The organism is Edaphosphingomonas haloaromaticamans (assembly GCF_001853345.1).
Taxonomy (GTDB): domain Bacteria; phylum Pseudomonadota; class Alphaproteobacteria; order Sphingomonadales; family Sphingomonadaceae; genus Sphingomonas_E; species Sphingomonas_E fennica.
The window spans coordinates 2,375,372-2,399,410 of record NZ_MIPT01000001.1; the positions used below are offsets into that span (position 1 = coordinate 2,375,372).

Annotated in this window: 20 protein-coding genes and 1 pseudogene; 10 read left to right on the forward strand and 11 right to left on the reverse strand. The window is 67.0% G+C overall.

Annotated elements, in window-relative coordinates; all coding sequences use genetic code 11:
* The 5 genes and pseudogenes from BHE75_RS11025 to BHE75_RS11045 form a co-directional block, all read left to right on the forward strand.
* A pseudogene (locus BHE75_RS11025) lies at positions 1-544 on the forward strand (DNA polymerase III subunit delta'); the annotation flags it as partial.
* Between the two features lie 90 nt (positions 545-634).
* Positions 635-2,155, forward strand: a complete 1,521-nt coding sequence (metG, locus tag BHE75_RS11030; RefSeq protein WP_070933890.1) for a methionine--tRNA ligase — start codon at positions 635-637, stop codon at positions 2,153-2,155.
* Positions 2,155-2,931, forward strand: a complete 777-nt coding sequence (locus tag BHE75_RS11035; RefSeq protein WP_070933891.1) for a TatD family hydrolase — start codon at positions 2,155-2,157, stop codon at positions 2,929-2,931. Before metG ends, BHE75_RS11035 begins: the two co-directional genes overlap by 1 nt.
* A 10-nt stretch (positions 2,932-2,941) precedes the next feature.
* On the forward strand, positions 2,942-3,706 hold the full coding sequence (locus tag BHE75_RS11040) for an MBL fold metallo-hydrolase (protein WP_070933892.1): 765 nt from the start codon (positions 2,942-2,944) through the stop codon (positions 3,704-3,706).
* A complete protein-coding gene (locus tag BHE75_RS11045; RefSeq protein WP_070933893.1) occupies positions 3,703-4,290 on the forward strand; it encodes a TIGR02281 family clan AA aspartic protease in 588 nt (195 codons plus the stop codon). Before BHE75_RS11040 ends, BHE75_RS11045 begins: the two co-directional genes overlap by 4 nt.
* 7 nt (positions 4,291-4,297) lie before the next feature.
* Here BHE75_RS11045 and BHE75_RS11050 read toward each other — a convergent pair whose 3' ends face one another.
* From BHE75_RS11050 to BHE75_RS11070, 5 genes are all read right to left on the reverse strand, one after another.
* Positions 4,298-4,954, reverse strand: coding sequence for a DUF6975 family protein (locus BHE75_RS11050; protein WP_070933894.1), 657 nt, complete (start codon positions 4,952-4,954; stop codon positions 4,298-4,300).
* 193 nt (positions 4,955-5,147) lie between these two features.
* Complete coding sequence (gene rpoD, locus BHE75_RS11055; RefSeq protein ID WP_070933895.1) at positions 5,148-7,172, reverse strand: RNA polymerase sigma factor RpoD; 2,025 nt, start codon at positions 7,170-7,172, stop codon at positions 5,148-5,150.
* Positions 7,173-7,182: 10 nt separating this feature from the next.
* Positions 7,183-9,069 (reverse strand): DNA primase, encoded by a 1,887-nt coding sequence (dnaG, locus tag BHE75_RS11060; RefSeq protein WP_070933896.1) that lies wholly within the window; start codon positions 9,067-9,069, stop codon positions 7,183-7,185.
* Positions 9,066-9,380: a GIY-YIG nuclease family protein gene (locus BHE75_RS11065; RefSeq protein WP_070933897.1), complete on the reverse strand. Its 315-nt coding sequence runs from the start codon at positions 9,378-9,380 to the stop codon at positions 9,066-9,068. Before BHE75_RS11065 ends, dnaG begins: the two co-directional genes overlap by 4 nt.
* A gap of 129 nt (positions 9,381-9,509) precedes the next feature.
* Positions 9,510-9,962, reverse strand: a complete 453-nt coding sequence (locus BHE75_RS11070) for a GatB/YqeY domain-containing protein (protein WP_070933898.1) — start codon at positions 9,960-9,962, stop codon at positions 9,510-9,512.
* A gap of 135 nt (positions 9,963-10,097) precedes the next feature.
* Here BHE75_RS11070 and carA point away from each other — a divergent pair, with 135 nt between their 5' ends.
* From carA to BHE75_RS11095, 5 genes are all read left to right on the forward strand, one after another.
* Positions 10,098-11,267 carry a glutamine-hydrolyzing carbamoyl-phosphate synthase small subunit gene (gene carA / locus BHE75_RS11075; RefSeq protein WP_070933899.1) on the forward strand — a complete coding sequence of 390 codons (1,170 nt, stop codon included), beginning with the start codon at positions 10,098-10,100 and terminating at the stop codon, positions 11,265-11,267.
* On the forward strand, positions 11,264-11,626 hold the full coding sequence (locus tag BHE75_RS11080) for a ribonuclease E inhibitor RraB (protein WP_015456882.1): 363 nt from the start codon (positions 11,264-11,266) through the stop codon (positions 11,624-11,626). The genes carA and BHE75_RS11080 overlap by 4 nt, the downstream gene beginning before the upstream one ends.
* Positions 11,626-14,958 carry a carbamoyl-phosphate synthase large subunit gene (carB, locus tag BHE75_RS11085; RefSeq protein WP_070933900.1) on the forward strand — a complete coding sequence of 1,111 codons (3,333 nt, stop codon included), beginning with the start codon at positions 11,626-11,628 and terminating at the stop codon, positions 14,956-14,958. The genes BHE75_RS11080 and carB overlap by 1 nt, the downstream gene beginning before the upstream one ends.
* A gap of 80 nt (positions 14,959-15,038) precedes the next feature.
* A complete protein-coding gene (gene greA, locus BHE75_RS11090; protein ID WP_015456884.1) occupies positions 15,039-15,515 on the forward strand; it encodes a transcription elongation factor GreA in 477 nt (158 codons plus the stop codon).
* A 13-nt stretch (positions 15,516-15,528) separates the two neighbouring features.
* Positions 15,529-16,191, forward strand: coding sequence for a rhomboid family intramembrane serine protease (locus tag BHE75_RS11095; RefSeq protein WP_015456885.1), 663 nt, complete (start codon positions 15,529-15,531; stop codon positions 16,189-16,191).
* Between the two features lie 5 nt (positions 16,192-16,196).
* Here the strand turns inward: BHE75_RS11095 and BHE75_RS11100 are convergent, their stop codons facing one another.
* The 6 genes from BHE75_RS11100 to BHE75_RS11125 form a co-directional block, all read right to left on the reverse strand.
* Positions 16,197-17,423: a dihydroorotase gene (locus BHE75_RS11100; RefSeq protein ID WP_070933901.1), complete on the reverse strand. Its 1,227-nt coding sequence runs from the start codon at positions 17,421-17,423 to the stop codon at positions 16,197-16,199.
* Positions 17,414-18,373, reverse strand: coding sequence for an aspartate carbamoyltransferase catalytic subunit (locus tag BHE75_RS11105; protein WP_015456887.1), 960 nt, complete (start codon positions 18,371-18,373; stop codon positions 17,414-17,416). Before BHE75_RS11105 ends, BHE75_RS11100 begins: the two co-directional genes overlap by 10 nt.
* 55 nt (positions 18,374-18,428) lie before the next feature.
* Entirely contained in the window at positions 18,429-20,531 is a 2,103-nt protein-coding gene (locus tag BHE75_RS11110; protein ID WP_070933902.1) for a transglycosylase domain-containing protein, read from the reverse strand.
* Positions 20,532-20,600: 69 nt separating this feature from the next.
* Positions 20,601-22,418 (reverse strand): DUF885 domain-containing protein, encoded by a 1,818-nt coding sequence (locus BHE75_RS11115; RefSeq protein ID WP_070933903.1) that lies wholly within the window; start codon positions 22,416-22,418, stop codon positions 20,601-20,603.
* 116 nt (positions 22,419-22,534) lie between these two features.
* Complete coding sequence (locus BHE75_RS11120; RefSeq protein WP_070933904.1) at positions 22,535-22,999, reverse strand: nuclear transport factor 2 family protein; 465 nt, start codon at positions 22,997-22,999, stop codon at positions 22,535-22,537.
* Positions 23,000-23,034: 35 nt separating this feature from the next.
* Positions 23,035-24,036: a quinone oxidoreductase family protein gene (locus BHE75_RS11125; protein WP_070933905.1), complete on the reverse strand. Its 1,002-nt coding sequence runs from the start codon at positions 24,034-24,036 to the stop codon at positions 23,035-23,037.
* Between the last annotated feature and the right edge of the window lie 3 nt (positions 24,037-24,039).

Here is a 24,039-nt window from a genome sequence, read left to right on the forward strand (position 1 = left end):
GCCGCCCGCCGATACGCTGTTCCTGCTCATCAGCCACGCGCCGGGCCGCCTGCTGCCCACCATCCGATCGCGGTGCCGCCTGATCCGTTTCGGTCCGCTGGACGACGATGTCATGACCGTGGCGATCCGCCGGATGCTGCCGGACATCGCCGGGGATGAGGTTGCGGCGCTGGTCGCCGACGGCGGCGGCGCGCCGGGCCGCGCGCTGCGTTATGCCGGGCTCGATCTCGCCGGGATGGATCGCACGCTGGCTCAACTGGCCCGGCATGGCGATCCTTCCGGGGCGGAACGGATCGCGCTGGCCAAGTCCCTTGCGCTCAAGGCCGCGCAGCCGCGCTACGAGCTTTTCCTGGAAAGGCTGCCCGCCTTCATCGCCGGCGAGGCAAAGCAGCGGAGCGGTGATGCGCTGATGACCGCCATCGCGCTCTGGGAAAAAGCGCGTCTTCTGGCCGAAGGGGCGGTGCGTCTGTCGCTCGATCCCCAGACCACCGTGTTCGAACTGGCGACGATGGCTGCCGGCCTTGCCCCGGCGCACGGGCGCTGAAGCCGGGCAGGGCGCCTTCCCGCCATTTTCCATTTCCGCCATCGCAACAATATGGTGATTTCCGTGGCCCGTTCGCGCTAAAGCGCCGGCATGGCCGAACCTTTCTACATCACCACCGCGATCTCCTACCCCAATGGCCGCCCGCATATCGGGCATGCCTATGAAGTGATCGCCACCGATGCGATCGCCCGCTTCCGCCGCATGGAAGGGCGCGACGTATTCTTCCTGACCGGCACGGACGAACATGGCCTGAAGATGGATCAGGCCGCCCGCGCCCGCGGCATTTCCCCGCGCGAGCTTGCGGACGAAATGTCATCCTATTTTCGTGAGATGACGGGCGTTCTTAATATCTCGAACGACCGTTTCATCCGCACGTCGGAGCCCGCGCATTACGAGGCCAGCCAGGCGCTCTGGCGGGCGATGGCGGCCAATGGCGATATCTATCCCGGCCGCTATGAAGGCTGGTATTCGGTCCGCGACGAGGCCTTTTACGACGAGAAGGAGCTGGTGGCCGGCGAGGACGGCCAGAAGCTGTCGCCGCAGGGCACGCCGGTGGAATGGACCGTCGAGGAAAGCTGGTTCTTCCGCCTTTCCGCTTATGCCGATCGATTGCTCGCGCATTATGAGGCGAACCCCGATTTCATCCGCCCGGAAGGCCGCCGCAACGAGGTGGTGAGCTTCGTGAAGGGCGGGCTTTCCGATCTGTCGATCTCGCGCACCAGCTTCGATTGGGGCGTGCCGGTGCCCGATGCGCCGGGCCATGTGATGTATGTGTGGGTGGATGCGCTCACCAATTACCTGACCGGTGTGGGTTATCCAGAGGATACAGAGGCTTACAGGAAATATTGGCCAGCCGATCTTCACATCATCGGCAAGGATATCGTCCGCTTCCACGCGGTTTACTGGCCGGCTTTCCTGATGTCCGCCAATCTGCCGCTTCCTAGCCAGGTGTTCGGCCACGGCTTCCTGCTCAACCGGGGCGAGAAGATGTCGAAGTCGCTGGGCAACGTCGTCGATCCGATGGAGATGGCGCGCACCTATGGCGTCGACCAGCTTCGCTACTTCCTGCTGCGGGAAGTCAGCTTCGGCCAGGACGGCTCCTACAGCCATGACGCGATCGTCACCCGGTCCAATGCCGATCTCGCCAACGGCCTCGGCAACCTCGCCCAGCGTTGCCTGTCGATGATCGCCAAGAATTGCGGCGGCGTGGTGCCGGGCGAAGGCGCGCCCGCTCCAGTGCTGGACGCGGCGGCGCTGCTGGCGCGGGTGGAGGAGGCGATGGCCGGCCTCGCCATCCACCGCGCGCTGGAGGTCATCTGGGAAGGCGTGGCGGAAGCGAACCGCTATTTCGCCGACAGCGCCCCCTGGGCCGTGCGCAAGACGGACCCGGCGGCGGCCGATGCCATCCTCCATGCCACGGCGGAGGCGATCCGCGTGCTCGCCATCCTCGTTCGCTGGGCGATCCCGGAAAGCGCGGACAAGCTGCTCGATCAACTCGCCCAGCCCGCCGATGCCCGCGATTTCGCGGCGCTTGCCGCCCCGATCGCCCCCGGCACGGCGCTGCCGGCGCCGCAGGGCGTGTTTCCGCGCTGGGTGGAACAGGAAGGCTGATGTTCGTCGATAGCCATTGCCACCTCAATTATGCCGGCCTGGTCGAGGATCAGGCGAGCGTGCTGGCGCGGGCGCGGGATGCGGGCGTCGCGACGATGCTGAACATCTCGACCCGCGAGCGCGAATGGGGCGACATCATCGCCACGGCGGAGCGGGAGGCGGATGTGTGGGCGTCGGTCGGCATCCACCCGCATGAGGCCGATGCCCATCCGGCGGTCGATACCGCCCGGCTGGTGGCGATGGCTGCCCATCCGCGCGTGATCGGCATCGGTGAAACCGGCCTCGATTATTATTATGATCATTCCGATCGCGATCGGCAGCGGGCCAGCTTCCGCACCCATATCGCCGCCGCTCGCGAGACGGGCCTGCCGCTGATCGTCCACACCCGCGATGCGGAGGAGGACAGCGCCGCCATCCTGGCGGAGGAGATGGCGAAAGGCGCCTTTCCCGGCGTGATCCACTGCTTTACCGCCAGCGCCGATTTCGCCCGGATCGCGCTCGATCTCGGCCTCTATATCTCGATCTCCGGCATCGCGACCTTCAAGAATGCCAAGGACTTGCAGGCCACTGCCAAGACGATACCCGAAGATCGCCTGCTGATCGAAACCGATGCGCCCTTCCTCGCGCCGGTGCCGCATCGTGGCCGTACGTGCGAGCCCGCCTTCGTCGCCGATACCGCCCGCTTCCTCGCCGATCTGCGCGGGGTGAGCATCGAGGAGCTGGGCCGCGCCACCTCGGCCAATTTCTTCGCCCTTTTCGGCAAGGCCAGGGCATGAGGCCGCGGCGGTGAAGGTCCATATCCTCGGCTGCGGAACCTCTTCCGGCGTGCCGAGGATCGGCAATGACTGGGGGGATTGCGACCCCGCCGAGCCGCGCAACCGCCGCCGCCGGGCGTCCATCCTAGTCGAAAGCGCCACCACGCGCATTCTGGTCGATACCGGCCCCGACCTGCGCGATCAGCTGCTCGATGCCGATATCGCCGATGTCGATGCGGTGATCTGGACCCACGACCATGCCGATCACTGCCACGGGATCGACGATCTGCGGCAGCTTTTCCACGCGCGGGGCGCCCCGGTCGTCGCTTATGCCCGGCCCTGGACGCTGGCGGGGCTGCGCCTGCGCTTCGCTTATGCGTTCGAGGGCAAGGACGGTTACCCGCCGATCGTAGTCGGCCATGATCTGCCGGATCGGCTGATGATCGGCGACATCGCGGTGGATTGCGTCGATCAGCCCCACGGCACGATCACGTCCGTCGGCCTCCGCTTCTCATCCGATGATAAGACTATCGGCTATGCAACTGATTTTCATGCGATGACGGAGGCGATGGCCGATCTTTATCGCGGGCTGGACCTGTGGATCGTCGATGCCCTGCGCCGCCGGCCGCATCCCACCCATATGCATCTGGGCGATACGCTGGCATGGATCGATCGGCTGTCGGTCGGGCAGGGAGTGCTGACGCATATGGATCAGTCGATGGACTACGCCGGCTTGCTGGCCGAATTGCCGCCCAAGGTGGTGCCGGGCCATGATGGCCTGGTGGTCGCGCCATGAACGGCGATCAGGCCCTCCAGATGGTGGCCGCCGCCATGTGCCTCGTCCTCGTCGGCAGCGCGTTTGTCGCCCGGCGGGTGCCGCTGGGGCGGGCGGCGAAGATGGCGCTCGGCTGGCTGGCCATCTTCGCGCTCCTGCTCCTCGCTTTCTCGTTCAAGGATGACATCGGCGATCGGCTGCGCTTCGCCATCCACCCCGATCGCGGCACCGTCGTCGGCGAAACGCTGCGTATCCCCATGGGGGATGACGGCCATTTCTGGGTGCGCGGCAGCGTCAACGGCGTGGAGACCCGCTTCCTCGTTGATAGCGGCGCCACCACCACGGCGCTTTCGGCCGCTACCGCCAGCGCCGCCGGTATCGATCCCGCCGACGATCCGTTCGGAACCCCCGTCGTCACCGCCAACGGCACCGTCATGGCCCGCCGGGTGCGCATCGCCGATCTCCGCGTCGGCCCGATCCGCCGCGCGGACGTGCGCGCCACCACCGCGGCCGAGTTCGCGGACATCAATGTCCTCGGCATGAACTTCCTCAACTCGCTGTCCGGCTGGGGCGTCGAGGGCCGCGCGCTGGTGCTGAAGCCCTGAGCCGGCGTTACCGGCGCGCCTGTTCCCGCGATTCCAGGAGGTCCCACAGCCCGCGCTGCTGGTGATAGAGCTGCCCCGCGCCAAAGCCCACCGCGCGCTCCAATACCGGGGGGATGCGGCCCGCGAAATCGCCGATCGCGGCGCGCGTCGGCAGGCGAGCCGGCTCGATCGCGATGCCGAGCCGCGTGGCCGCAAGGTCCAGTATCTCGCGTATCGCCACCCAGTCGAGCAGCAGGGCCAGCGCCGTGCCCAGCGCGCAGCCCCGGCGTTCGGAGGTGGCAAGCATTTCGAGGGCATGGCGCTGGGCGAGCAGCGCGGCCTCGCATTCCGCCTGGCCGGGCGTGCTCGGCAGCGGTGGGGCGGCCACCACCAGCCGGGTGAGCAGCCCGCGTTCCTCGGCGAAGGCGGCGGCCGAATCACCGATCCAGCCGGCCAGGTCATCTGGCGATCGTTCGGCGGCAAGGTCGATCACGCCGGGATGGCGACCGTGCAGCAGGCAGAGATGGTGGATGACGTCGGCCAGGTTGCGGATGGCATCCGCCCCCTCGCGCAGCTCCGCGGAGGCGACATAGGGGTGCCCGCCGCTGCCCTCGACCGCGGCATTGGCCAGTAGCGACGTCGCCAGGCGGCTCGGTCCCATGGGGTCGGTTGCGGGCAGGGGCATCGCTTACTCCTGAAAACACGGATGATCCGTGTATTCCTCGATGCCCCCGCATCTATATCAAAGCCCGTAAAGGCGAGGTTTATGACGGATTAGTTATTCGGATATAAGGGTTAACCGGATCCGAAACGAAAATCGCCGCCCTGGGGCATCCCCCAAGGCGGCGATCCGGTGCCTCGAAACCGCCGTCGGCGGCTTACTGGTCGAGGAAGCTGCGCATCTTGCGGCTGCGCGACGGGTGCTTCAGCTTCCTGAGCGCCTTGGCCTCGATCTGGCGGATGCGCTCGCGGGTCACGCTGAACTGCTGGCCCACTTCCTCCAGAGTGTGATCGGTGTTCATGCCGATGCCGAAGCGCATGCGCAGCACGCGCTCCTCGCGGGGGGTGAGGCTGGCGAGAACGCGCGTCACCGTTTCCTTCAGATTGGCCTGGATGGCGGCGTCCACCGGGATGATCGCGTTCTTGTCTTCGATGAAGTCGCCCAGATGGCTGTCCTCCTCGTCGCCGATCGGCGTTTCGAGGGAGATCGGCTCCTTGGCGATCTTCATCACCTTGCGCACCTTTTCGAGCGGCATCGAAAGCCGCTCGGCCAGTTCCTCCGGCGTCGGCTCGCGGCCGATCTCATGCAGGATCTGGCGGCTGGTGCGGACCAGCTTGTTGATCGTCTCGATCATGTGGACCGGGATGCGGATCGTCCGCGCCTGGTCCGCGATCGAACGGGTGATCGCCTGCCGGATCCACCAGGTCGCATAGGTGGAGAATTTGTAGCCGCGGCGATATTCGAACTTATCGACCGCCTTCATCAGACCGATATTGCCTTCCTGAATAAGATCAAGGAATTGCAGGCCGCGATTGGTATATTTCTTGGCGATCGAGATGACGAGGCGGAGATTGGCTTCCACCATCTCCTTCTTGGCGATCCGCGCCTCGCGCTCGCCCTTCTGCACCATGTTGACGATGCGGCGGAATTCAGGGAGCGACATGCCGGTCGCCTGGCCGATCTCGGTGATCTCGGCGCGGATGCGCTCCACCGGCGCGGCCTCGGCCGCCGCGAAGGCCGCCCATTTCTTGTCGAGCCCGGCAACGCGATCCAGCCAGCCTTCCTCGGTCTCGTGGCCGACATAGGCGTCCAGGAACGACTTGCGCTGCACCTTGTGGCGCTCGGCCAGGCGCAGCATCTGCCCGCCCAGCGCCATCAGCCGGCGGTTGAACGAATAAAGCTGGTCGACGAGATATTCGATCTTGGCGCCATGGAACTGGACGCTTTCCACCTCGGCGGTCAGGTCCTCGCGCAGGCTCTGATATTTCTTCTCTTCCGCGGCCGGCAGCTCGCCGCCCGCGCCCATCGCCTCCAGGCGGGCGACCTGCATCTTGTGGAATTTCTTGTAGAGCTCGGTGATGGTCGCGAACTTCTCAAGCGCCATCGGCTTGAGCTGCTCCTCCATCTGGGCGAGGCTCAGCGTATTGTCGTCGTCATCGTCTTCCGTGGGCCGCGGCGTGCGGCGCTCCGTCATCGAATCCTCGTCGTCGTCGGCGGAAGCTTCCTCGGGCTCGTCCTCCTCCTTGAAGGAAGGGCCGGTGCTCTGCTCGCTGATCTCGCCGTCCTCGTCCTCGGCGCTTTCCACCTGCTCGGCGGTCGGTCCCTTGGAGAGCATGGCATCGAGATCGAGTATCTCGCGCAGCTGCATCGTGCCTTCGTTGAGCGCGGTCGACCAGTCGATGATGGCGTTGAAGGTGATCGGGCTTTCGCACAGCCCCAGGATCATGGTGTCGCGGCCTGCCTCGATGCGCTTGGCGATGGCGATCTCGCCCTCGCGCGACAGCAGCTCCACCGCGCCCATCTCGCGCAGATACATGCGGACGGGATCGTCGGTGCGATCGACCGTTTCCTTCTTGGCGACCTGGGTGAGGACGGGGGCGCCATCGCCCTCGTCGACGCCGACGACCTCGTCGTCGCCGTCCTCCTGCTGATCCTCCTCGCCGCTTTCCTCATTCTCGACGATGTTGACGCCCATTTCGGAAAGGGCGGACATCACATCCTCGATCTGCTCGGAGGACATCTGGTCCTGCGGCAGCGCCTCGTTGAGCTGGTCGTAGGTGATGTAGCCGCGCTTCTTGGCACGGGCGATCAGCTTCTTCAGCGACGCCTCGTTGAGGTCGATCAGCGGCGCATCGCCGCCCTCGCTCTTCTCCGCCGTTTCCGCCATGTTCGTCTTCGCCATTCGACCAACCCTAATTACTATCCGCGCCGCTTTCGCCGGCCGCCAAACTGGCCAGCGCCTGATCCGCCGCATCGCGCGCCGCCCTAAGGCGACGCTGCTCGGCAAAGCCGGCCTCGTCGGGCGAAGCCATCAACCTCGCCGTCACCGCCGCCAGAGCCGCGTCGAGTTCGGGCCGTGCCGCCAACGCCTCGATCGCCGCCGCGAGATCGCGTCGAGCGCGCCCCGCATCGGCATTGCCGCGAAGGAAGGAAAAGGCAAGTCCGTTCGGCGCACGAAGCGCTTCCATCGCTCCAGCCAGACCCACTTGTCCCAATATGGTTCCCAATGTGTCCGAATCAAGCGTTTCCGCAGCAAAAGCCGCATCGAGCATCGCATCGCGAATCCGGGCGAGCTTTTCGTCGGCGATCGGCAGCGCCGCGATCGTCTCGGCATGATGGGCGATGATCTGGGGGTGGCGCAGCATCCCGGCAAGCACCGCCCGGCTTTCGAGCGGACCCAACCCGCCGTTGCCGATCGATCGGGTGACGGCCGAAGGCGGGGCTTCGGGCGGTTTTCCGCGAAACGGGCCGCCGCGTCCGCCGCGCCCCGCCTGTCCGCCCCGCCAGCCGCCGCCCGGCTGAAAGCGCGGGGCAGGGGAGGTGCGTTCGTAAAGCGCATCGAAGCGCCGGCGGAAATCGGCGAGATATTGGCCGCGCACGTCGCCGTGGCGAATCGTCGCGGCGTGGTCGGCAAGCCGTTTGCGCAGTCCGGCCCGGGCTTCGGGCGTATCGAGCGGGGCTGCGGCAAGCTCATATTTCCACAACCGCTCGACCAGCGGTTCGGCTCCCTCCAATAGCGTTTCCAGCGCCGTCCGGCCGCCATTTCGCACGAGATCGTCGGGATCCTGGCCGGGGGGCAGGGTGGCGAAGCGCAGGGTTCGGCCCGGCTCGATCATCGGCAGCGCCCGCAGCGCGGCCCGGATCGCGGCCTTTTGCCCGGCGGCATCGCCGTCGAAGCACAGGATCGGCGTTTCGGCTAGCCGCCACAGCCGCTCGATCTGCCCTTCGGTCAGCGCGGTGCCGAGCGGGGCGACCGCCTCGCCGATGCCCGCCTGGGCCATGGCGATCACGTCCATATAGCCTTCGACCACGATCACCCGCCCGGCCTTGCGGGTCGCGGCGGCGGCCTTGTCCAGGTTGAACAGCGTCCGCCCCTTGTCGAACAACGGGGTTTCCGGGGAATTCAGATATTTGGGCTCGCCCTGGCCGATGATCCGGCCGCCGAACGCGATCGCCCGGCCGCGCGCATCGCGGATCGGGATCATCAGCCGGCCGCGGAACCTGTCATAAGGTTCCTTGTCCTCCACCGATATCAGGAGGCCGGCCTCGACCAGCTTGTCGTCGCCGAAGCGGGAAAGCGCCGCCTTCAGCTTTCCTCGCGAATCCGGGGCGAAGCCGATGCCGAACGCGGCCTGCGCGGCCGCATCCACGCCGCGCTTGCGCAGATAGTCCCGCGCCTCGGCCCCGGCGATGCCGTGCAGTTGCTCGACGAACCAGGCCGCAGCCTCCGCCATCGCCTCATGCAGGCCGGATGCCCGCTCGGCCTTCTCCGCCGCGCGCGGATCGGCGGCGGGCACGTCCATCCCGGCGGCGGCGGCCAGCTCCTTCACCGCGTCCATGAAGGGTAGGCCCTTATGCTCGGTCAGGAAACGGATGGCATCGCCATGCGCACCGCAGCCGAAGCAGTGATAGAAGGCCTTATCGTCGTTGACGTAGAAGCTCGGCGTCTTTTCGTTGTGGAAGGGGCAGCAGGCCCGGAATTCCCGGCCCGCGCGCTCCAGCTTCACCGATTTTCCGACCAGCGCTGAAAGCAGCGTGCGCGATCGCAGCTCGTCGAGGAATTGCGGCGAAAGGCTCAACGTTCCCCCTCCCTGCCAAGAGGAGGGCGTTCAGCGGGAGGCCGGGCGGAGCGGGATACCGCCTGCCAATCGCCTTGGAACAGCGCCTCATTCTTGGCCCGCGACCAGGACTTGATCCGCCGGTCGCTGTCGAGCGTTTCAAGCCGTGTCTGAAAATGGTCCGACCACATCAATGCCACGGGGCGGCGCCGACTCGCGAAGTCGCAATGGCCGCCGCGCTGATGTTCCGCCAGCCACCAATCCAGATCGTCCGTGTGCCCGGTATAGTCGCTGCCGTCATTGCACCGCGGGACATAGACCCAGAACGCCATCCCCTTTCCCCACTCGCATTGCCCACCCGTTCGTCCCGAGCGAAGTCGAGGGACGTGCCGCGGCCGACGGCGTTTGCGTGTCTCGACCGCGCTCGACACGAACGGAAGGAAGAGAATGCCCGCGCGGCCTTAAGCAAGCGCTCCCTTCACCAGCCCGCTGGCCTTGCTCATGTCGAGCTGGCCGGCGAAGCGCTCCTTCACCGCAGCCATCACCCGGCCCATATCCTTGACCGACGTCGCGCCAAGCTCCGCGACGATGCCGGCGATCGCGGCCTTGGCCTCGTCCTCGCCCATCTGCGCGGGCAGAAAGCCCTCGATCACGGCGAGCTCGCTCTTTTCCGCCTGGGCCAACTCCGTGCGGCCGCCTTTCTCGAACATCTCGATCGATTCGCGGCGCTGCTTCGCCATCTTCTGCAGCACCTCGGTCACCAGCACATCGTCGTCGGCGGGCGCGGTGCCCGTCCGCGCCTCGATGTCGCGATTCTTGATGGCGGCCTGGATCAGGCGGATAGCTGCGGTCTTCTCGGCGTCGCGCGCCTTCATCGCGGACACCAGGCCCGCCTTTATGTCGTCACGAATCATGGAGCCTCGGGAGATGGTCCGGGAAAGCGATCAGCATAGCGTCCGTTGCAGAATTTTAATAGATTGACCCTGCCCGACCACCCTCCTAGGAACCCCGCCGTTTACCCGCCGCCCCAGCAACAGGAGAGCCTCCAAATGGCCGAGACCGATCACGCGCGCCCAGAAGGTGCCACTGGCGTATTGGTTCTGGCCGATGGAACCGTGATCTGGGGCCGGGGGTTCGGTGCCGAGGGCGACGCCGTGGGCGAAGTGTGCTTCCACACCTCGATGACCGGCTATCAGGAAATCATGACCGATCCGTCCTTCGCCGGGCAGATCATCAATTTCGCCTTCCCCCATGTCGGCAATGTCGGCGCCAATCATGAGGATGTGGAGGCGACCAACCCCCAGGCGCTCGGCCTGATCGTGCGCGAGGACGTGACCGCGCCGTCCAATTTCCGTTCGATCCAGAATTTCGATGCCTGGCTGAAGTCGAACGGCCGCATCGGGCTTGCCGGGGTCGATACCCGCGCGCTCACCCGCGCCATCCGCATCCAGGGCGCCCCCAACGGCGTGATCGCCCACAATGCGAAGGGCGAATTCGATATCACGGCGCTGCTGGCCAAGGCGCGCGGGTGGCCTGGGCTGGAGGGCATGGACCTCGCCAGGGAGGTTTCCTCCACCCAGAGCTACAAGTGGGATGACGGCCTCTGGACGCTGGGCCAGGGCTATGCGACCCATTCCGCCAACCCCGCCGGCCCGCATGTCGTGGCGATCGATTACGGACTGAAGCGGAACATCCTGCGCAATCTCGTCAATGCCGGCGCCCGCGTCACGGTGGTGCCGGCGACGGCCAGCTTCGACGAGGTGATGGCCCACAAGCCCGATGGCGTATTCCTCTCCAACGGCCCCGGCGATCCCGCCGCGACCGGCGAATATGCCGTGCCGGTGATCCGGGAGCTGCTGAAGATCGGCAAGCCCATCTTCGGCATCTGCCTCGGCCACCAGCTCCTTGGCCTCGCCATTGGCGCCACGACCTACAAGATGCACCAGGGCCATCGCGGCGCGAACCATCCGGTCAAGCGTTCGGATGACGGCCGGGTCGAGATCACCAGCATGAACCACGGCTTCGCGGTGGATGCGGAGACGCTGCCGGCGAACGCGCGGACCACGCATATCTCCCTGTTCGACGGCTCGCTCGCCGGGCTGGAGCTTACCGACGCGCCCGCGTTCAGCGTGCAATATCATCCCGAAGCCAGCCCCGGCCCGCAGGACAGCCATTATCTGTTCGAGAAGTTCGTCGCATCGTTGGAGAAGGCGGCGTGAAACTGCCGCCGGTCGATCCGGCGCGGCTGAACGAGGAATGGCGGGCGGATCAGGACGTATTGGCGAATCTTCGCGAAAATGGCGACCGGCCCGATATTCCAAGGGCGGTGGACGTCAGCTTCCGCGGGCCTCCCGATGCTCTTGACGATCTGGCGGATGCCGCGGAGGAGCTGGGGTTCGAGGTGATCGAAACCGAGCCATCGGACGATGGAGAGCCTTGGCTTTTCCTCCAGCGCGTGCAGACCGCCGACGCGGACGCCATCAAAGCCCTAACGATTACTTGCCTGCAGATCGAAGCGATGTTCGGCCTCGAATATGATGGCTGGGGATGTGTCGCTCAAACCGGATTGACCCACTGATGCCCAAACGCACCGACATTAAATCCATCCTCATCATCGGCGCGGGTCCGATCGTCATCGGGCAGGCGTGCGAGTTCGATTATTCGGGCACGCAGGCATGCAAGGCGCTGCGCGAGGAAGGATATCGCATCATCCTCGTCAATTCGAACCCGGCGACGATCATGACCGATCCGGATATGGCCGACGCCACCTACGTCGAGCCGATCACGCCCGCCGTCGTCGCCAAGATCATCGAGAAGGAGCGGCCGGACGCCGTGCTGCCCACCATGGGCGGCCAGACGGCGCTCAACACCGCGCTCGCGCTGTTCAACGACGGCACCCTGGAGAAGTTCGGCTGCGTCATGATCGGCGCCGATGCCGAGGCGATCGACAAGGCCGAGGACCGGCAGAAGTTCCGGGAAGCGATGGACAAGATCGGGCTGGAAAGCGCCCGTTCCGCCGTCGCGCACACGGTGGACGAGGCGCTGGCCGCGCTGGAGCACACCGGCCTGCCGGCGATCATCCGCCCCAGCTTCACCATGGGCGGCACCGGCGGCGGCGTCGCCTATAACCGCGAGGAGTTCATCCAGATCGTCACCGGCGGTCTCGATGCCTCGCCCACCACCGAGGTGCTGATCGAGGAATCGCTGCTCGGCTGGAAGGAATATGAGATGGAGGTCGTCCGGGATCGGAACGACAATGCCATCATCATCTGCTCGATCGAGAATGTCGATCCGATGGGCGTCCATACGGGCGATTCCATCACCGTCGCGCCGGCGCTGACGCTGACCGACAAGGAATATCAGATCATGCGCAACGCCAGCATCGCGGTGCTGCGCGAGATCGGGGTGGAGACCGGCGGCTCCAACGTCCAGTTCGCGGTCAACCCCAAGGACGGCCGCCTGGTGGTGATCGAGATGAACCCGCGCGTCTCGCGGTCCTCGGCGCTGGCCTCCAAGGCCACGGGCTTCCCGATCGCCAAGGTCGCCGCCAAGCTGGCGGTGGGCTATACGCTCGACGAGATCGACAACGACATCACCGGCGCCACGCCGGCCTCGTTCGAGCCGACGATCGACTATGTCGTCACCAAGATCCCGCGCTTCGCGTTCGAGAAGTTCAAGGGCGCCGAGCCTTTGCTGTCCACCGCCATGAAATCGGTGGGCGAGGTGATGGCGATCGGCCGCAACATCCACGAATCGATGCAGAAGGCGTTGCGCGGCCTGGAAACCGGCCTGTCCGGCTTCAACTTCGTCGAGGCGCTGGCAGGCGCCGAACGCGCTGTCATTGAGGCGGAACTCGCCCGGCCGACGCCGGATCGCCTGCTCGTCGCCGCCCAGGCGCTGCGCGAGGGCTTCTCGGTCGATGAGGTTCACCGCATCGCCAAATATGATCCCTGGTTCCTGGAACGGCTGGCCGAGATCGTCGCCGCCGAGAAGCAGGTGATGGAAGAAGGCCTGCCGCGCGACGCGCAAGGGCTGCGCCGCCTGAAGGCCATGGGATTTTCGGACAAGCGGCTCGCTTATCTCGCGCTCCAGTCCGCCCATCTGCGTGGCATGGAAAGCGCCCATGCGCGGGGCGGCGGCATCGTTCATGATGCGGTGACGGCGCTGACCGGCGGCGTCACCGAAAAGGACGTTCGCGCGCTGCGCCACCGGCTGGGCGTTCGCCCCGTCTTCAAGCGCATCGATACTTGCGCGGCGGAGTTCGAGGCGAAGACGCCTTATATGTATTCGACCTACGAGGCCCCGTCCTTTGGGGCGCCCGAATGCGAAAGCCAGCCTTCGGACCGGAAAAAGGTCGTGATCCTCGGCGGCGGTCCCAACCGCATCGGGCAGGGCATCGAGTTCGATTATTGCTGCGTCCACGCCTGCTTCGCGCTGGATGAGGCCGGCTATGAAACGATCATGGTCAACTGCAACCCGGAAACGGTTTCGACTGATTATGACACGTCCGACCGCCTGTATTTCGAGCCGCTGACCGCCGAGGATGTGCTGGAAATCCTGCATGTCGAAATGTCGAACGGCACGCTGGAAGGCGTGATCGTCCAGTTCGGCGGGCAGACGCCGCTGAAGCTCGCCCAGGAACTGGAAGAGGCGGGCATCCCGATCCTCGGCACCAGCCCCGATGCGATCGACCTTGCCGAGGATCGCGAGCGTTTCGCCGATCTGGTCGGCCGCCTCGGCCTGAGGCAGCCGCGCAACGGCATCGCCCGCAGCCGGGAGGAGGCGCTGGCCGTGGCCGAGCGCGTCGGCTATCCGGTGCTGATGCGTCCGTCCTACGTGCTTGGCGGCCGGGCGATGGAGGTGGTGGAAAATCCCGCCCAGCTGGAAACCTACATCAATACGGCCGTCCAGGTCTCCGGATCGTCGCCGGTGCTGATCGACCAGTATCTGCGCGACGCGATCGAGGTGGATGTCGATGCGATCGGCGACGGCACCGATGTCGTCGTCACGGGCGTGATGCAGCATATCGAGGAGGCCGGCGTCCATTCGGGCGACAGCGCCTGTTCGCTGCCGCCCTACAGCCTGAGCGCGGAGATCGTCGCGGAAATAGAACGGCAGACCGATGCGCTCGCCCGTGCGCTCGAGGTGCGGGGCCTTATGAACGTGCAGTTCGCGGTCAAGGACGGCGATGTCTATCTGATCGAGGTCAACCCCCGCGCCAGCCGCACCGTGCCCTTCGTCGCCAAGGCCATCGGCGCGCCCATCGCCAAGATCGCCGCGCGCGTGATGGCGGGCGAGAAGCTCGCCGACCTGCCGAAGATCGACCGCCATATCGATCATATCGCGGTGAAGGAGGCGGTATTCCCCTTCGCGCGCTTCCCCGGCGTCGACCCCGTCCTCTCGCCGGAGATGAAGTCCACCGGCGAAGTCATGGGAATCGATAGGGATTTTGCCACCGCCTTCTTCAAGGCACAGCTTGGTGCGGGCACCGTCCTGCCGGCATCCGGCACGGTGTTCGTCTCGGTCAAGGATAGCGACAAGGCGGTCGTCGTCCCCGCCGTCCAGGGCCTGTTGAAGCTGGGCTTCAAGGTCATCGCCACTTCCGGGACCGCGGCCTATCTCAATGGCCTGGGCATGGATGTGGAAGCGGTGAACAAGGTGCAGCAGGGCCGGCCGCACATCGTCGACCGGATCAAGGATGGCGGCGTCCAGCTGATCTTCAACACCACCGAAGGGTGGCAGTCGCTGCAGGATTCGCAGTCGATCCGCGCTTCCGCGCTGCTCGGCAAGGTGCCTTATTTCACCACGGCGGCCGCCAGCGTCGCGGCGGTGGAGGCCATCGCTGCACTGCAAGAACGAGACCTTGAAGTGCAGCCGCTCCAATCATATTATTCCACTTCGCACGACTGATCCCCACATCGTCGATGGAAGTGCGGGCGGCACCGGTTGGAACCGCCCGGGGACAAGATTTTACTGAAGGGGTTTCGCTGATGGCGACCGTCGAAAAGCTGCCGATGCTGGCGGAAGGCTACCGGATGCTGGAAGAGGAGGTCGCGCGCCTCAAGCTGGAGCGGCCGCAGGTCATCGACGCGATCGAGGAAGCGCGCGCGCATGGCGATCTTTCGGAAAATGCCGAATATCATGCCGCCAAGGAGCGCCAGGGCCAGATCGAGGCGATGATCGCCGATATCGAGGACCGGCTGAGCCGCGCGCAGGTGATCGATCCGACGACGCTTTCGGGGGACAAGGTGGTGTTCGGCGCTACCGTCCACCTGCTCGACGAGGATGAGAAGCCGATCAAGTACCAGATCGTCGGCCAGACCGAGGCGGATGCCAAGTCGGGCAGGATCTCCTACAACTCGCCGCTCGGCCGCGCGCTCATCGGCCGCAAGGTGGATGACGAGGTGGAGGTGACGGTGCCTTCCGGCGATCGCTACTATCTGGTCTCCAAGATCGAGTTCATCTGAGGAGCGGCGGCGGATGCAATTGCCGCCCGCCCGCGCAACGCTGGCCATATTGGGCGTGACGATCGCGTCCTGGCTGCTCGTCTCGTGGAGCGGCCTGGGCGATATCGCCGCTTATGCGGGCGGGTTCATCCCCGCCCGTTTTTCGATCGGCGGGGTGGCGCCCACGCTTGAGATGTCGGTCCGGGGCATTCCCTTCGCCCCGCGCTGGCTGACGCCGCTCACCGCCACGCTGCTGCACGGCGGTTTCATCCACATCGCCTTCAACATGCTGATCCTCGGGCTGTGCGGGCGCTTCGTGGAAGCCGCCATCGGCGCGCGCGGGATCGTGATCCTTTATGTCGTCGGCGCCTATGTCGCCGCGTTCGGCCATTTTCTCGCCGGCCCGACCGAGCCCTGGCCGATGATCGGCGCCAGCGGCGCGGTCTCCGCGGTGATCGGCGCCTACGCGCTCCTCTATGGCGAGAAACGCCGCACCTTCGCCAATCGCCGGCTCAACCAGCTTGCCAACGCCCTGTGGCTCGCGGCCGCCTGGGTGCTGCTGCAACTGATGGTCGGCCTCGCCTCCTGGGGCGGATCGGGCGGGGGCGGCATCGCGATCGCCGCCCATATCGGCGGCTTCTTCGCCGGCCTCGCTCTCGCCCAGCCGCTGCTGCTGCTCCGCTACCGCCGGGCCTGACCGCCTCAGCGGAGCGGCCGGCCGCCCTTGATCGTCATCAGCACCTTGCCCTGAACCGGCAGCCCGTCGAACGGCGTGTTGCCGGCCTTGGCGGCCATGCGGTCGGCATCGATCCGCCACGGGGCATCGGGATCGATCAGGATCAGGTCCGCCTCGGCGCCCGTCTCCAGCTGCCCGCCCGGCAGGCCCAGCAGCCGCGCGGGATTGGCCGAAAGCAGCTCGAACAGGCGGGGCAGGCCGATCACCTCGTCGCGCACCAGCGTGAGGGACAGCGTCAGCAGCGTCTCCGCCCCGGCCATGCCGGGTTCGGCATCGACGAAGGGCAGGCGCTTGGCTTCCGGCCCCTGCGGATCGTGCGCGGAACAGAGGATGTCCACGGTGCCGTCGCGCACCGCCTCGATCGCCGCCAGCCGGTCCCGCTCCTCGCGCAAGGAGGGCGAAAGCCGGGCGAAGGTGCGGAACTGGCCGATGGCGGTATCGGAAAGCAGCAGGTGCGCCGGCGTGATGCCGCAGGTCACGCGCACGCCGCGCTGGCGGGCGGCGCGGATAAGGTCGAACCCGCGCGCCGTCGTCACCTGATGGAAATGGATGCGCGCGCCGGTTTCCTCGGCCAGCATCAGATCGCGCGCGATCGCCATCGCCTCGGCCATGGCCGGGGCGGAGGGCAGGCCCAGCCGTGTCGCGGTTTCGCCCGATGTCGCCACCGCGCCGGTGGCCAGCCAGCCATCCTCGGCATGCACGATCACCGGCATGTCGAGCGACGCGGCATAGCCGAGCAGCCGCAGCATCACGCCCGAATCGGCGATCCAGCCGCGCCCGGTGGCGACCGCGCAGGCGCCCGCCGCCTTCATCAGGCCGATCTCGGCCAGTTCCTCGCCCGTCAGCGCGCGGGTGGCCGCCGCGATCGGGTGGATCCACACGTCCGGCTTGCCGGCCGCGGCCGCGCGCTGCACCAGCGCCGCATCGTCCAGCGGCGGGGACTGGTCCGGCATCAGGGCGGCGCGGGTGATGCCGCCGGCGGTGAAGGCCGGCAGGTCGATGGCGAAGGTGCCGAGGTCGACGATGCCCGGCGCCAGCAGCGCGCCCCTAGCATCGATGGTCTCCACGCCCGCCGCTTCGATCTCGCCGATGGCGGCGATGCTGCGGTCGCGCACCAGCACGCCGCCCGGCCGGGTGGTGCCGTCCGCCTCGATCAGGCGGCCGTTGACGATGGCGATCGGTTTCAGTTCCATCCCGGAACTCCCCGGCGCGCGCGCGTCAGCACGTCAAGGCAGGCCATGCGCACCGCCACCCCCATCTCAACCTGTTCGGTGATCGCCGATCGCACGGGATCGTCCGCCACCGACGATGAAATCTCCACGCCCCGGTTCATCGGCCCCGGATGCATCACCAGCGCATCCGGCGCGGCGCGCTCCAGCCGCTCCGGCGTCAGCCCGTAGAGCGCATGATATTCGCGCGGCGAGGGGACGAAGCCGCCCGCCATCCGCTCGCGCTGCAGCCGCAGCATCATCACCACGTCCGCGCCATCCAGCCCGGCATCGAAATCGGTGAAGGCGGTCACGCCCATCCGCTCGATCGCGGGCGGCAGCAGGGTGGAAGGGCCGACCACGCGCACTTCGGCATTGAGCGCGGTCAGCGCCAATATGTTGGACCGGGCGACCCGGCTGTGCAGCACATCGCCGCAGATGGCGACGCGCAAGCCATCAATCCGTCCCTTGCGGCGGCGGATGGTCAGCGCGTCGAGCAGCGCCTGGGTGGGGTGCTCGTGCCGCCCGTCGCCGGCGTTCAGCACCGGGCAGTCCACCTTGTCCGCGATGAGCTGCACCGCGCCGGATGCCTCGTGGCGGATCACGATCACATCCGCGCGCATGGCGTTCAGCGTCATGGCGGTGTCGATCAGCGTCTCGCCCTTCTTCACGCTGGATGCGGCGACCTGCATGTTCACCACGTCCGCGCCAAGCCGCTTGCCGGCGATTTCGAAGGACAGCAGGGTCCGCGTCGAATTCTCGAAGAAGGCGTTGATCAGCGTCAGCCCCGCCAGCCGGTCATCATGCTTGGCCGTGCCCCGATTGAGCGCGATCCACTGCTCGGCCTCGTCGAGCAGGAAAGCGATCTCCCAGGGTTGCAGGCCATAGATGCCCGTCAGGTGACGGTGCGGAAAAGGGTGCGGATCGGTCGGCATCGCCGTTTCGTCTAGAGGCGGCGCGCCGGAAGCTCAAGGCCGGAGGCGGCGGGCCTCACTGCCCGTTCGGCACCGGTTCGGGCACGGGCGGCGGCGGGGCTATCGCCGGGCCGGGGCCGCGCCGTTCCTCGGGCGGGCGATTATTGCCGGGATTGGCCGAGATGGTGAGCCCGTCCGGTCCCACCCGCAGCCCCACGTCGACATCGCCGATCCCGCCGTTCACGGCGATGGAGAGATTGTCGACCTGGTTTTCGATCAGGTCGCCGATCGGATCGGGCTCGGCAGCCGGCGCCGGGGCGCGCTCCACCACCGGCGGCGCGGCGCCATCGACGACGCGGCTCATGAAATCGCGCCATATCCGCGCCGGCAGGCCGCCGCCCGCGATGCCGCCCAGCGGGCTGTTATCGTCATTGCCCACCCACACGGCGGCCACCAGATCGCCGGAAAAGCCCACGAAGATGGCGTCGCGATTATCCTGGCTGGTGCCCGTCTTGCCGAAGGCGTCGATCGCCAAGGTCGCGGAACGGCCGGTGCCCTCGCGCACGGCCGCGCCCAGCAGGTCGAGCAGCATCGCCCGCGTTTCGCCGTCGAAGGCGCGGGGCCGATCCCAGAAGGCGTCATACCAGCTCTGCTCCTTGTCGGGCAGGGCGTGCGCCTTCACCGGATAGGCGTTGGCGGCGATGGCGGCATAGGCGGAGGTGAGCTCCAGCAGGGTCACGCCCGATGTGCCCAGCGCCAGCGTCGTATCGTCGGCGGCGAGCGGGCTGGTGATGCCGAGGTCGCGGGCGGCGCGGATCACATTGTCCATGCCCACCTCGCTCGCGATCCTGACGGCGGCGACGTTGCTCGATCGGGCGAAAGCCTCGCGCAGGGTGATCTTGCCGCGATAGCGCCCGTCATTATTCTTGGGCGACCAGCCGGCGATGGTGATCGGCTCGTCCTCCACCAGGCTGTCCGGTGTCAGGCCGTGGCGGATCGCGGCGAGATAGACGAACAGCTTGAAGGTGGAGCCGGGCTGCCGCCGCGCCTGCGTGGCCCGGTTGAACGGGCTGTCCGCATAATTCTTGCCGCCGATCATGGCGACGACGCTGCCGTCCGGCCGCATGGCCACCAGCGCGACCTGCGCCTTGCCCAGCCCGGCGCGGCGCACCGCCGCCTCCGCCGCGCGCTGGATGCGGCTGTCGAGCGTGGTCTTCACCTCCTGCTCGGCATAGACGGCGCCGGCATTGTCGCGGGCCGCGGGCAGCGCCCAATCCGCGAAATAGGTGCCGCTCGGCAGCATCTTGAGCGGCCGCAGGTTGAGCGAGGCCGGCGGGACGCCGGCGGCCTCCGCGGGCGTAAGGAAGCCCGCGTCCGCCATGGCGGCCACCACCACGCGCTGGCGTTCGCGCGCGCCCTTCAGGTTCACGGCTGGGGAGAGGCGGGACGGCGCCTTCAGCAGCCCGGCCAGCATCGCCGCCTGCGCGACGTTCAGCTTTTCCGGCTGGCGGTTGAAATAATGGAGGGCGGCCGCGCGCAGGCCATAGACATTGTCGCCGAAATAGACGTTCGAAAGATAGCGCGACAGGATCTCGTCCTTGGAAAGCCGCGCTTCCAGCCAGAAGGCGATCAGCACCTCGCGCAGCTTGCGGGCGGCGGTGCGATCGGAATCGAGGAAGGCGACCTTGGCGAGCTGCTGGGTGATGGTGCTGCCGCCCTCGCGCACGCCGCCCGCCACGGTGTTGCGCCAGGCCGCGCGGGCGATGCCGCGCGGATCGATCCCCCAATGGCTGTAGAAGCGCCGGTCCTCGATCGCCATGAAGGCCTGCGGCACATGCGGCGGCAGATCGGCCACCACCACGGGCTTGTCGATGATCGCGCCCTTGCGGGCGATCGGCTTGCCGTCGCTGGAAAGCAGGGTNATGCTGGGCGGCGCGATCGGCTTCAGTGATCGCGACAGCGGCGCGGTTATCGCCAGCCAGCCGACCAACAGGACGAAGATCAGCGCGCCAGCCTGGGCCACCCGTTTCCAGAAGCGCCAGCGCTTCCAGAAGGCGCGGGGGGCAGCCGCCCCGCGCTGTGGCGGCTTTCTGTCCGTGGTCCGGGGGGATGCCGGCGCGCGGCGATCCTCCTCGGGTTCGGTCCATTCCAGGTCGTAAGGGTCGTCGTCGCGCATCATCGCCAGGTCATGCTGTTATACCCAGCTAACACGGGCGATGATGCGCGTCGAGATACCCGATCGGCCGGGTCAGGCCTTGCGGGCGGCGATCCGTTCGTTCACGCGGGCTTCCAGGATGGTGAGCGGCATGGCGCCATCCAGCAGCACATCGTGGAACCAGGCGAGGTCGAACCTGTCGCCAAGCTCGGCCTCCGCGCGCTTGCGCAGCTCCACCCACTTGTTGTGGCCCACCTTGTAGCTGCAGGCCTGTCCCGGCCACACGCAATAACGCTCCACCTCGCGCAGCGAGCGCGGGCGCGGGAAGCCGGTGTTGGCGACCATGTAGTCGGTCGCCTGCTCGCGGGTCCAGCGCTTGGCGTGGATGCCGGTGTCGATCACCAGCCGCACCGCGCGGAACAGCAGGGACTGGAGGCTGCCGGCGATGCCGAGGCGATCGTCGCCATAGGCACCCAGTTCCTCCGCCACGCCTTCGGCATAGAGCGCCCAGCCTTCGCCATAAGCGGAGAAGAAGGTCTGGCGGCGCAGGATGGGGATGCCCTGGGTTTCCTGTGCCAGGCTGCCCTGCAGATGGTGGCCGGGCACGGCTTCGTGGAAGGTCAGCGCCGGCAGGCCGTATTTCGGCCAGTCATGCGTGTCCTTGAGGTTGATGTAGTAGATGGCGTCGCGCGATCCATCGAGCGCGGCCGGATTATAATAGCCGTTGGGCGCGCCATCCTGGATGAACACCGGCACGCGGCGCACCTCGATCGGCGCCTTGGGCAGGGTGGAGAAGGCGCGGGGCAGCAGCGCCGTCATCTTGTGGATGTCGGCATTCAGGCTGGCGAGCAGCGCGGCGCGGCCTTCGTCGGTGTTGGGATAAAGCTGCTTCGGATCGGCGTTGAGCGCGGTCAGCCGTTCGCCGACGGTGCCCTGCATCATCCCTTCCGCCTTCAGGATCGTATCGATCCGCGCGGTCAGCTCCGCCACCTGCTCCAGCCCGATCTGGTGGATTTCCTCGGGCGACAGGGTGGTCGTGGTGCTGTTGGCGAGCGCATCGGCATAGAAGGCCGCGCCTTCGGGCAGGCGCCACACGCCGGCGTCGCTGCTGGCGGTGGCGCGAAGCTGCTTCACCAGCGCGATCTGGCGATCGAGCGCGGGGAATATCTTGCCGGAAACGATCTTCGCGGCCTGGGCCGCCCAGTCGCCGGCAATGCCCTTCTCCTTGGTCCGCCGGGCGATCGACTGGACCAGCACCGTCTCCGCCGCCGGCTTGCCGCGCAGCGCCTCGAGCTGGGCGATGGTCAGGTCCAGCGAGAAATCCGGGGCGACCGCGCCATAAGCCGCTTCGGCCCGCTGGCGCTCGCTGTCCTGATCGAGCACGGTCGCGAAGGCGTCGAGGCGGGCGAGATAGGCATCGGCATCGGCCTTGTTCTCGATACCATGCTGGGAATCGAGGAAATCGGGCACGCCCTGATAGGCGCCGCCGAGCTGGCTGATCGCATAAGGCGACCAGATGCCGTCCACCGATCCGAAGGGATATTTGCCCAGGCCCTTGATGTCCTGGGCCAGCATATATTCGGTGACGTCATAATTGACGTGGCCGAGCGAGGAGAGCGCCGCGCGGTCGACGCGGGCGAGCCGCGCCGCCTGATCCTTGGCGCGCACGAGCCGCTTGGCCCGCCCGCTGGTGGAATAATCGCTGAGCTTGCTCTTCAGCGCCGCGCGCGGGCCCTTGTCCAGCCCCTGGCTGGTCGCGGCTTCGGGGCTGTCCTCCAGGCTCTCGTAGAAGAAGCTGTCGAGCAGCGCGTTGAGCGCGCCATCGGCATCGGTTTTGGCGAAGAGCGGCGCGGGCAGGGCGGCGCCGAGCGCCAGCGCGCCGGACGAGACCAGGAAGGAACGGCGATCCATATGGGATTGTCTCCGAAACAAGCGTGATGGCGGCGAAACTGCATGTTTTGCAGGTCAAGGCCAAGCCGTTCGTCGCCAACTTTATGCCGTTCGTCGAAAGCGGGTTTTCGGGAACCTCAACCGACCCGCGCGCTGGTGACCGCCGTCGGCCCGCGTGAGAGGGCGCATGTGTAGACGCGCGCCTTCACCCGCCAGCCGTCAACGGTGCGGACGAGATCGTCCTCATACTGCCCCCACATCGAATATTGCTCGCCGGCATAATCGCCCTGGCCGAGATGCTCGGCATAATAATGGACCTTGGCGTGCGCATGATCGCCATCCACGCGCACCCGGAAATTGCCGACATTGTGATGGGTGGCCCCGCAATTGGAATCCGGGCCGAGATTGGCGTGCATCGATGCGATCAGGCTGGCGCGGTCGGGGCTGATCACGCCGGGGCCGAGCGCCTGGGTGTAATCTCCGGTCGCGTCCTCGGTGAACACCTCGTGCATGTCGTCGAAGGTCTTGGCGTCGACGATCTCGCAATAGCGGACATAGACCTGTTCGATCGCATCCTTGTCGATCAGATATTGCAGCGACATGGGGCAGCCTTTCGAATGTGGGGAGGGGAAGGCGCTCAGCGGCCGAGCGCTTCGTTCACCACGAGCACGATCTTGCCGCGCACATGGCCCGCCTGGATCTTCCGATGCGCTTCGCCGGCCTGATCGAGCGGCATCAGCGTGATTTCCGGCGCGTGGATCTTGCCCTCGGCCAGCGCTGCCACCAGCGCCGCAAGCTGGCGCGGCTGGTTGGCGTGGCTGGAAATCGTCGGCACGACGCGCACGCCGCGCGCCTCGGCACGGGCGGGATCGATGGTCGGCTCGTCGGCGATCAAGGTGGCGATCGGCGCTATCACGCCGCCCTTCCGGGTGAACTCCACCGCCTCCAGCAGCGATCCCTGGCCGACCGTGTCGACCACGAGGTCCACGCCCTCCGGCGCCCAGGCGCGCACAGCATCGGCAACATCGCCCTGGCGATAATCGATCGCCAGCTCCGCCCCCAGGCCACGGACATAATCCATATTGGCAGGCCCGCAGGTGGCGGCGACGCGGGCGCCGGCCATGCGGGCAAGCTGGATGGCATAGCTGCCGGTGCCGCCCGCGCCGCCATTGACCAGCACGATGGAGCCCGCCTCGGTGCCGCCGACATCGAACACCGCCTCCCAGGCGGTGATGGCGGCGGTCGGCATCGCGGCAGCATCGACCAGCGCGACATGATCGGGCAGCTTCACGCATCGTTCTTCGACGGAGGCGACGAACTGGGCGTAGGAGCCGCGCTCGCCCATGCCCTGGTTGGATGCGGTGACGACCCGGTCGCCCACCTTCAGGCCGGTGACGCCTTCGCCCACCTCCGCGACGATGCCGGCAGCGTCGAAGCCGACGACGAAGGGGAACTGATATTGGAAATAGCGGGAAAGCCAGCCCTCACGGGCCTTCCAGTCGGCGGGGTTGACGCCGGCATAGGCCACCTCGACCACGACATTGCCGGGCGCGGCGCGGGGGCGTTCGATCGCGGCGATGTGGAGCACCTCCGGCCCGCCGAACTCGTCGAGCACCATCGCCTGCATCAGATCGCCCATTCC

Bases quoted from the DNA above. Each gene is read 5' to 3' on its own strand.
- metG (WP_070933890.1), top strand. From the start codon at position 635: ATGGCCGAACCTTTCTACATCACCACCGCGATCTCCTACCCCAATGGC.
- BHE75_RS11035 (WP_070933891.1), top strand. From the start codon at position 2,155: ATGTTCGTCGATAGCCATTGCCACCTCAATTATGCCGGCCTGGTCGAG.
- BHE75_RS11045 (WP_070933893.1), top strand. From the start codon at position 3,703: ATGAACGGCGATCAGGCCCTCCAGATGGTGGCCGCCGCCATGTGCCTC.
- BHE75_RS11050 (WP_070933894.1), bottom strand. From the start codon at position 4,954: ATGCCCCTGCCCGCAACCGACCCCATGGGACCGAGCCGCCTGGCGACG.
- rpoD (WP_070933895.1), bottom strand. From the start codon at position 7,172: ATGGCGAAGACGAACATGGCGGAAACGGCGGAGAAGAGCGAGGGCGGC.
- BHE75_RS11065 (WP_070933897.1), bottom strand. From the start codon at position 9,380: ATGGCGTTCTGGGTCTATGTCCCGCGGTGCAATGACGGCAGCGACTAT.
- BHE75_RS11070 (WP_070933898.1), bottom strand. From the start codon at position 9,962: ATGATTCGTGACGACATAAAGGCGGGCCTGGTGTCCGCGATGAAGGCG.
- carA (WP_070933899.1), top strand. From the start codon at position 10,098: ATGGCCGAGACCGATCACGCGCGCCCAGAAGGTGCCACTGGCGTATTG.
- carB (WP_070933900.1), top strand. From the start codon at position 11,626: ATGCCCAAACGCACCGACATTAAATCCATCCTCATCATCGGCGCGGGT.
- greA (WP_015456884.1), top strand. From the start codon at position 15,039: ATGGCGACCGTCGAAAAGCTGCCGATGCTGGCGGAAGGCTACCGGATG.
- BHE75_RS11095 (WP_015456885.1), top strand. From the start codon at position 15,529: ATGCAATTGCCGCCCGCCCGCGCAACGCTGGCCATATTGGGCGTGACG.
- BHE75_RS11100 (WP_070933901.1), bottom strand. From the start codon at position 17,423: ATGGAACTGAAACCGATCGCCATCGTCAACGGCCGCCTGATCGAGGCG.
- BHE75_RS11105 (WP_015456887.1), bottom strand. From the start codon at position 18,373: ATGCCGACCGATCCGCACCCTTTTCCGCACCGTCACCTGACGGGCATC.
- BHE75_RS11115 (WP_070933903.1), bottom strand. From the start codon at position 22,418: ATGGATCGCCGTTCCTTCCTGGTCTCGTCCGGCGCGCTGGCGCTCGGC.
- BHE75_RS11120 (WP_070933904.1), bottom strand. From the start codon at position 22,999: ATGTCGCTGCAATATCTGATCGACAAGGATGCGATCGAACAGGTCTAT.
- BHE75_RS11125 (WP_070933905.1), bottom strand. From the start codon at position 24,036: ATGGGCGATCTGATGCAGGCGATGGTGCTCGACGAGTTCGGCGGGCCG.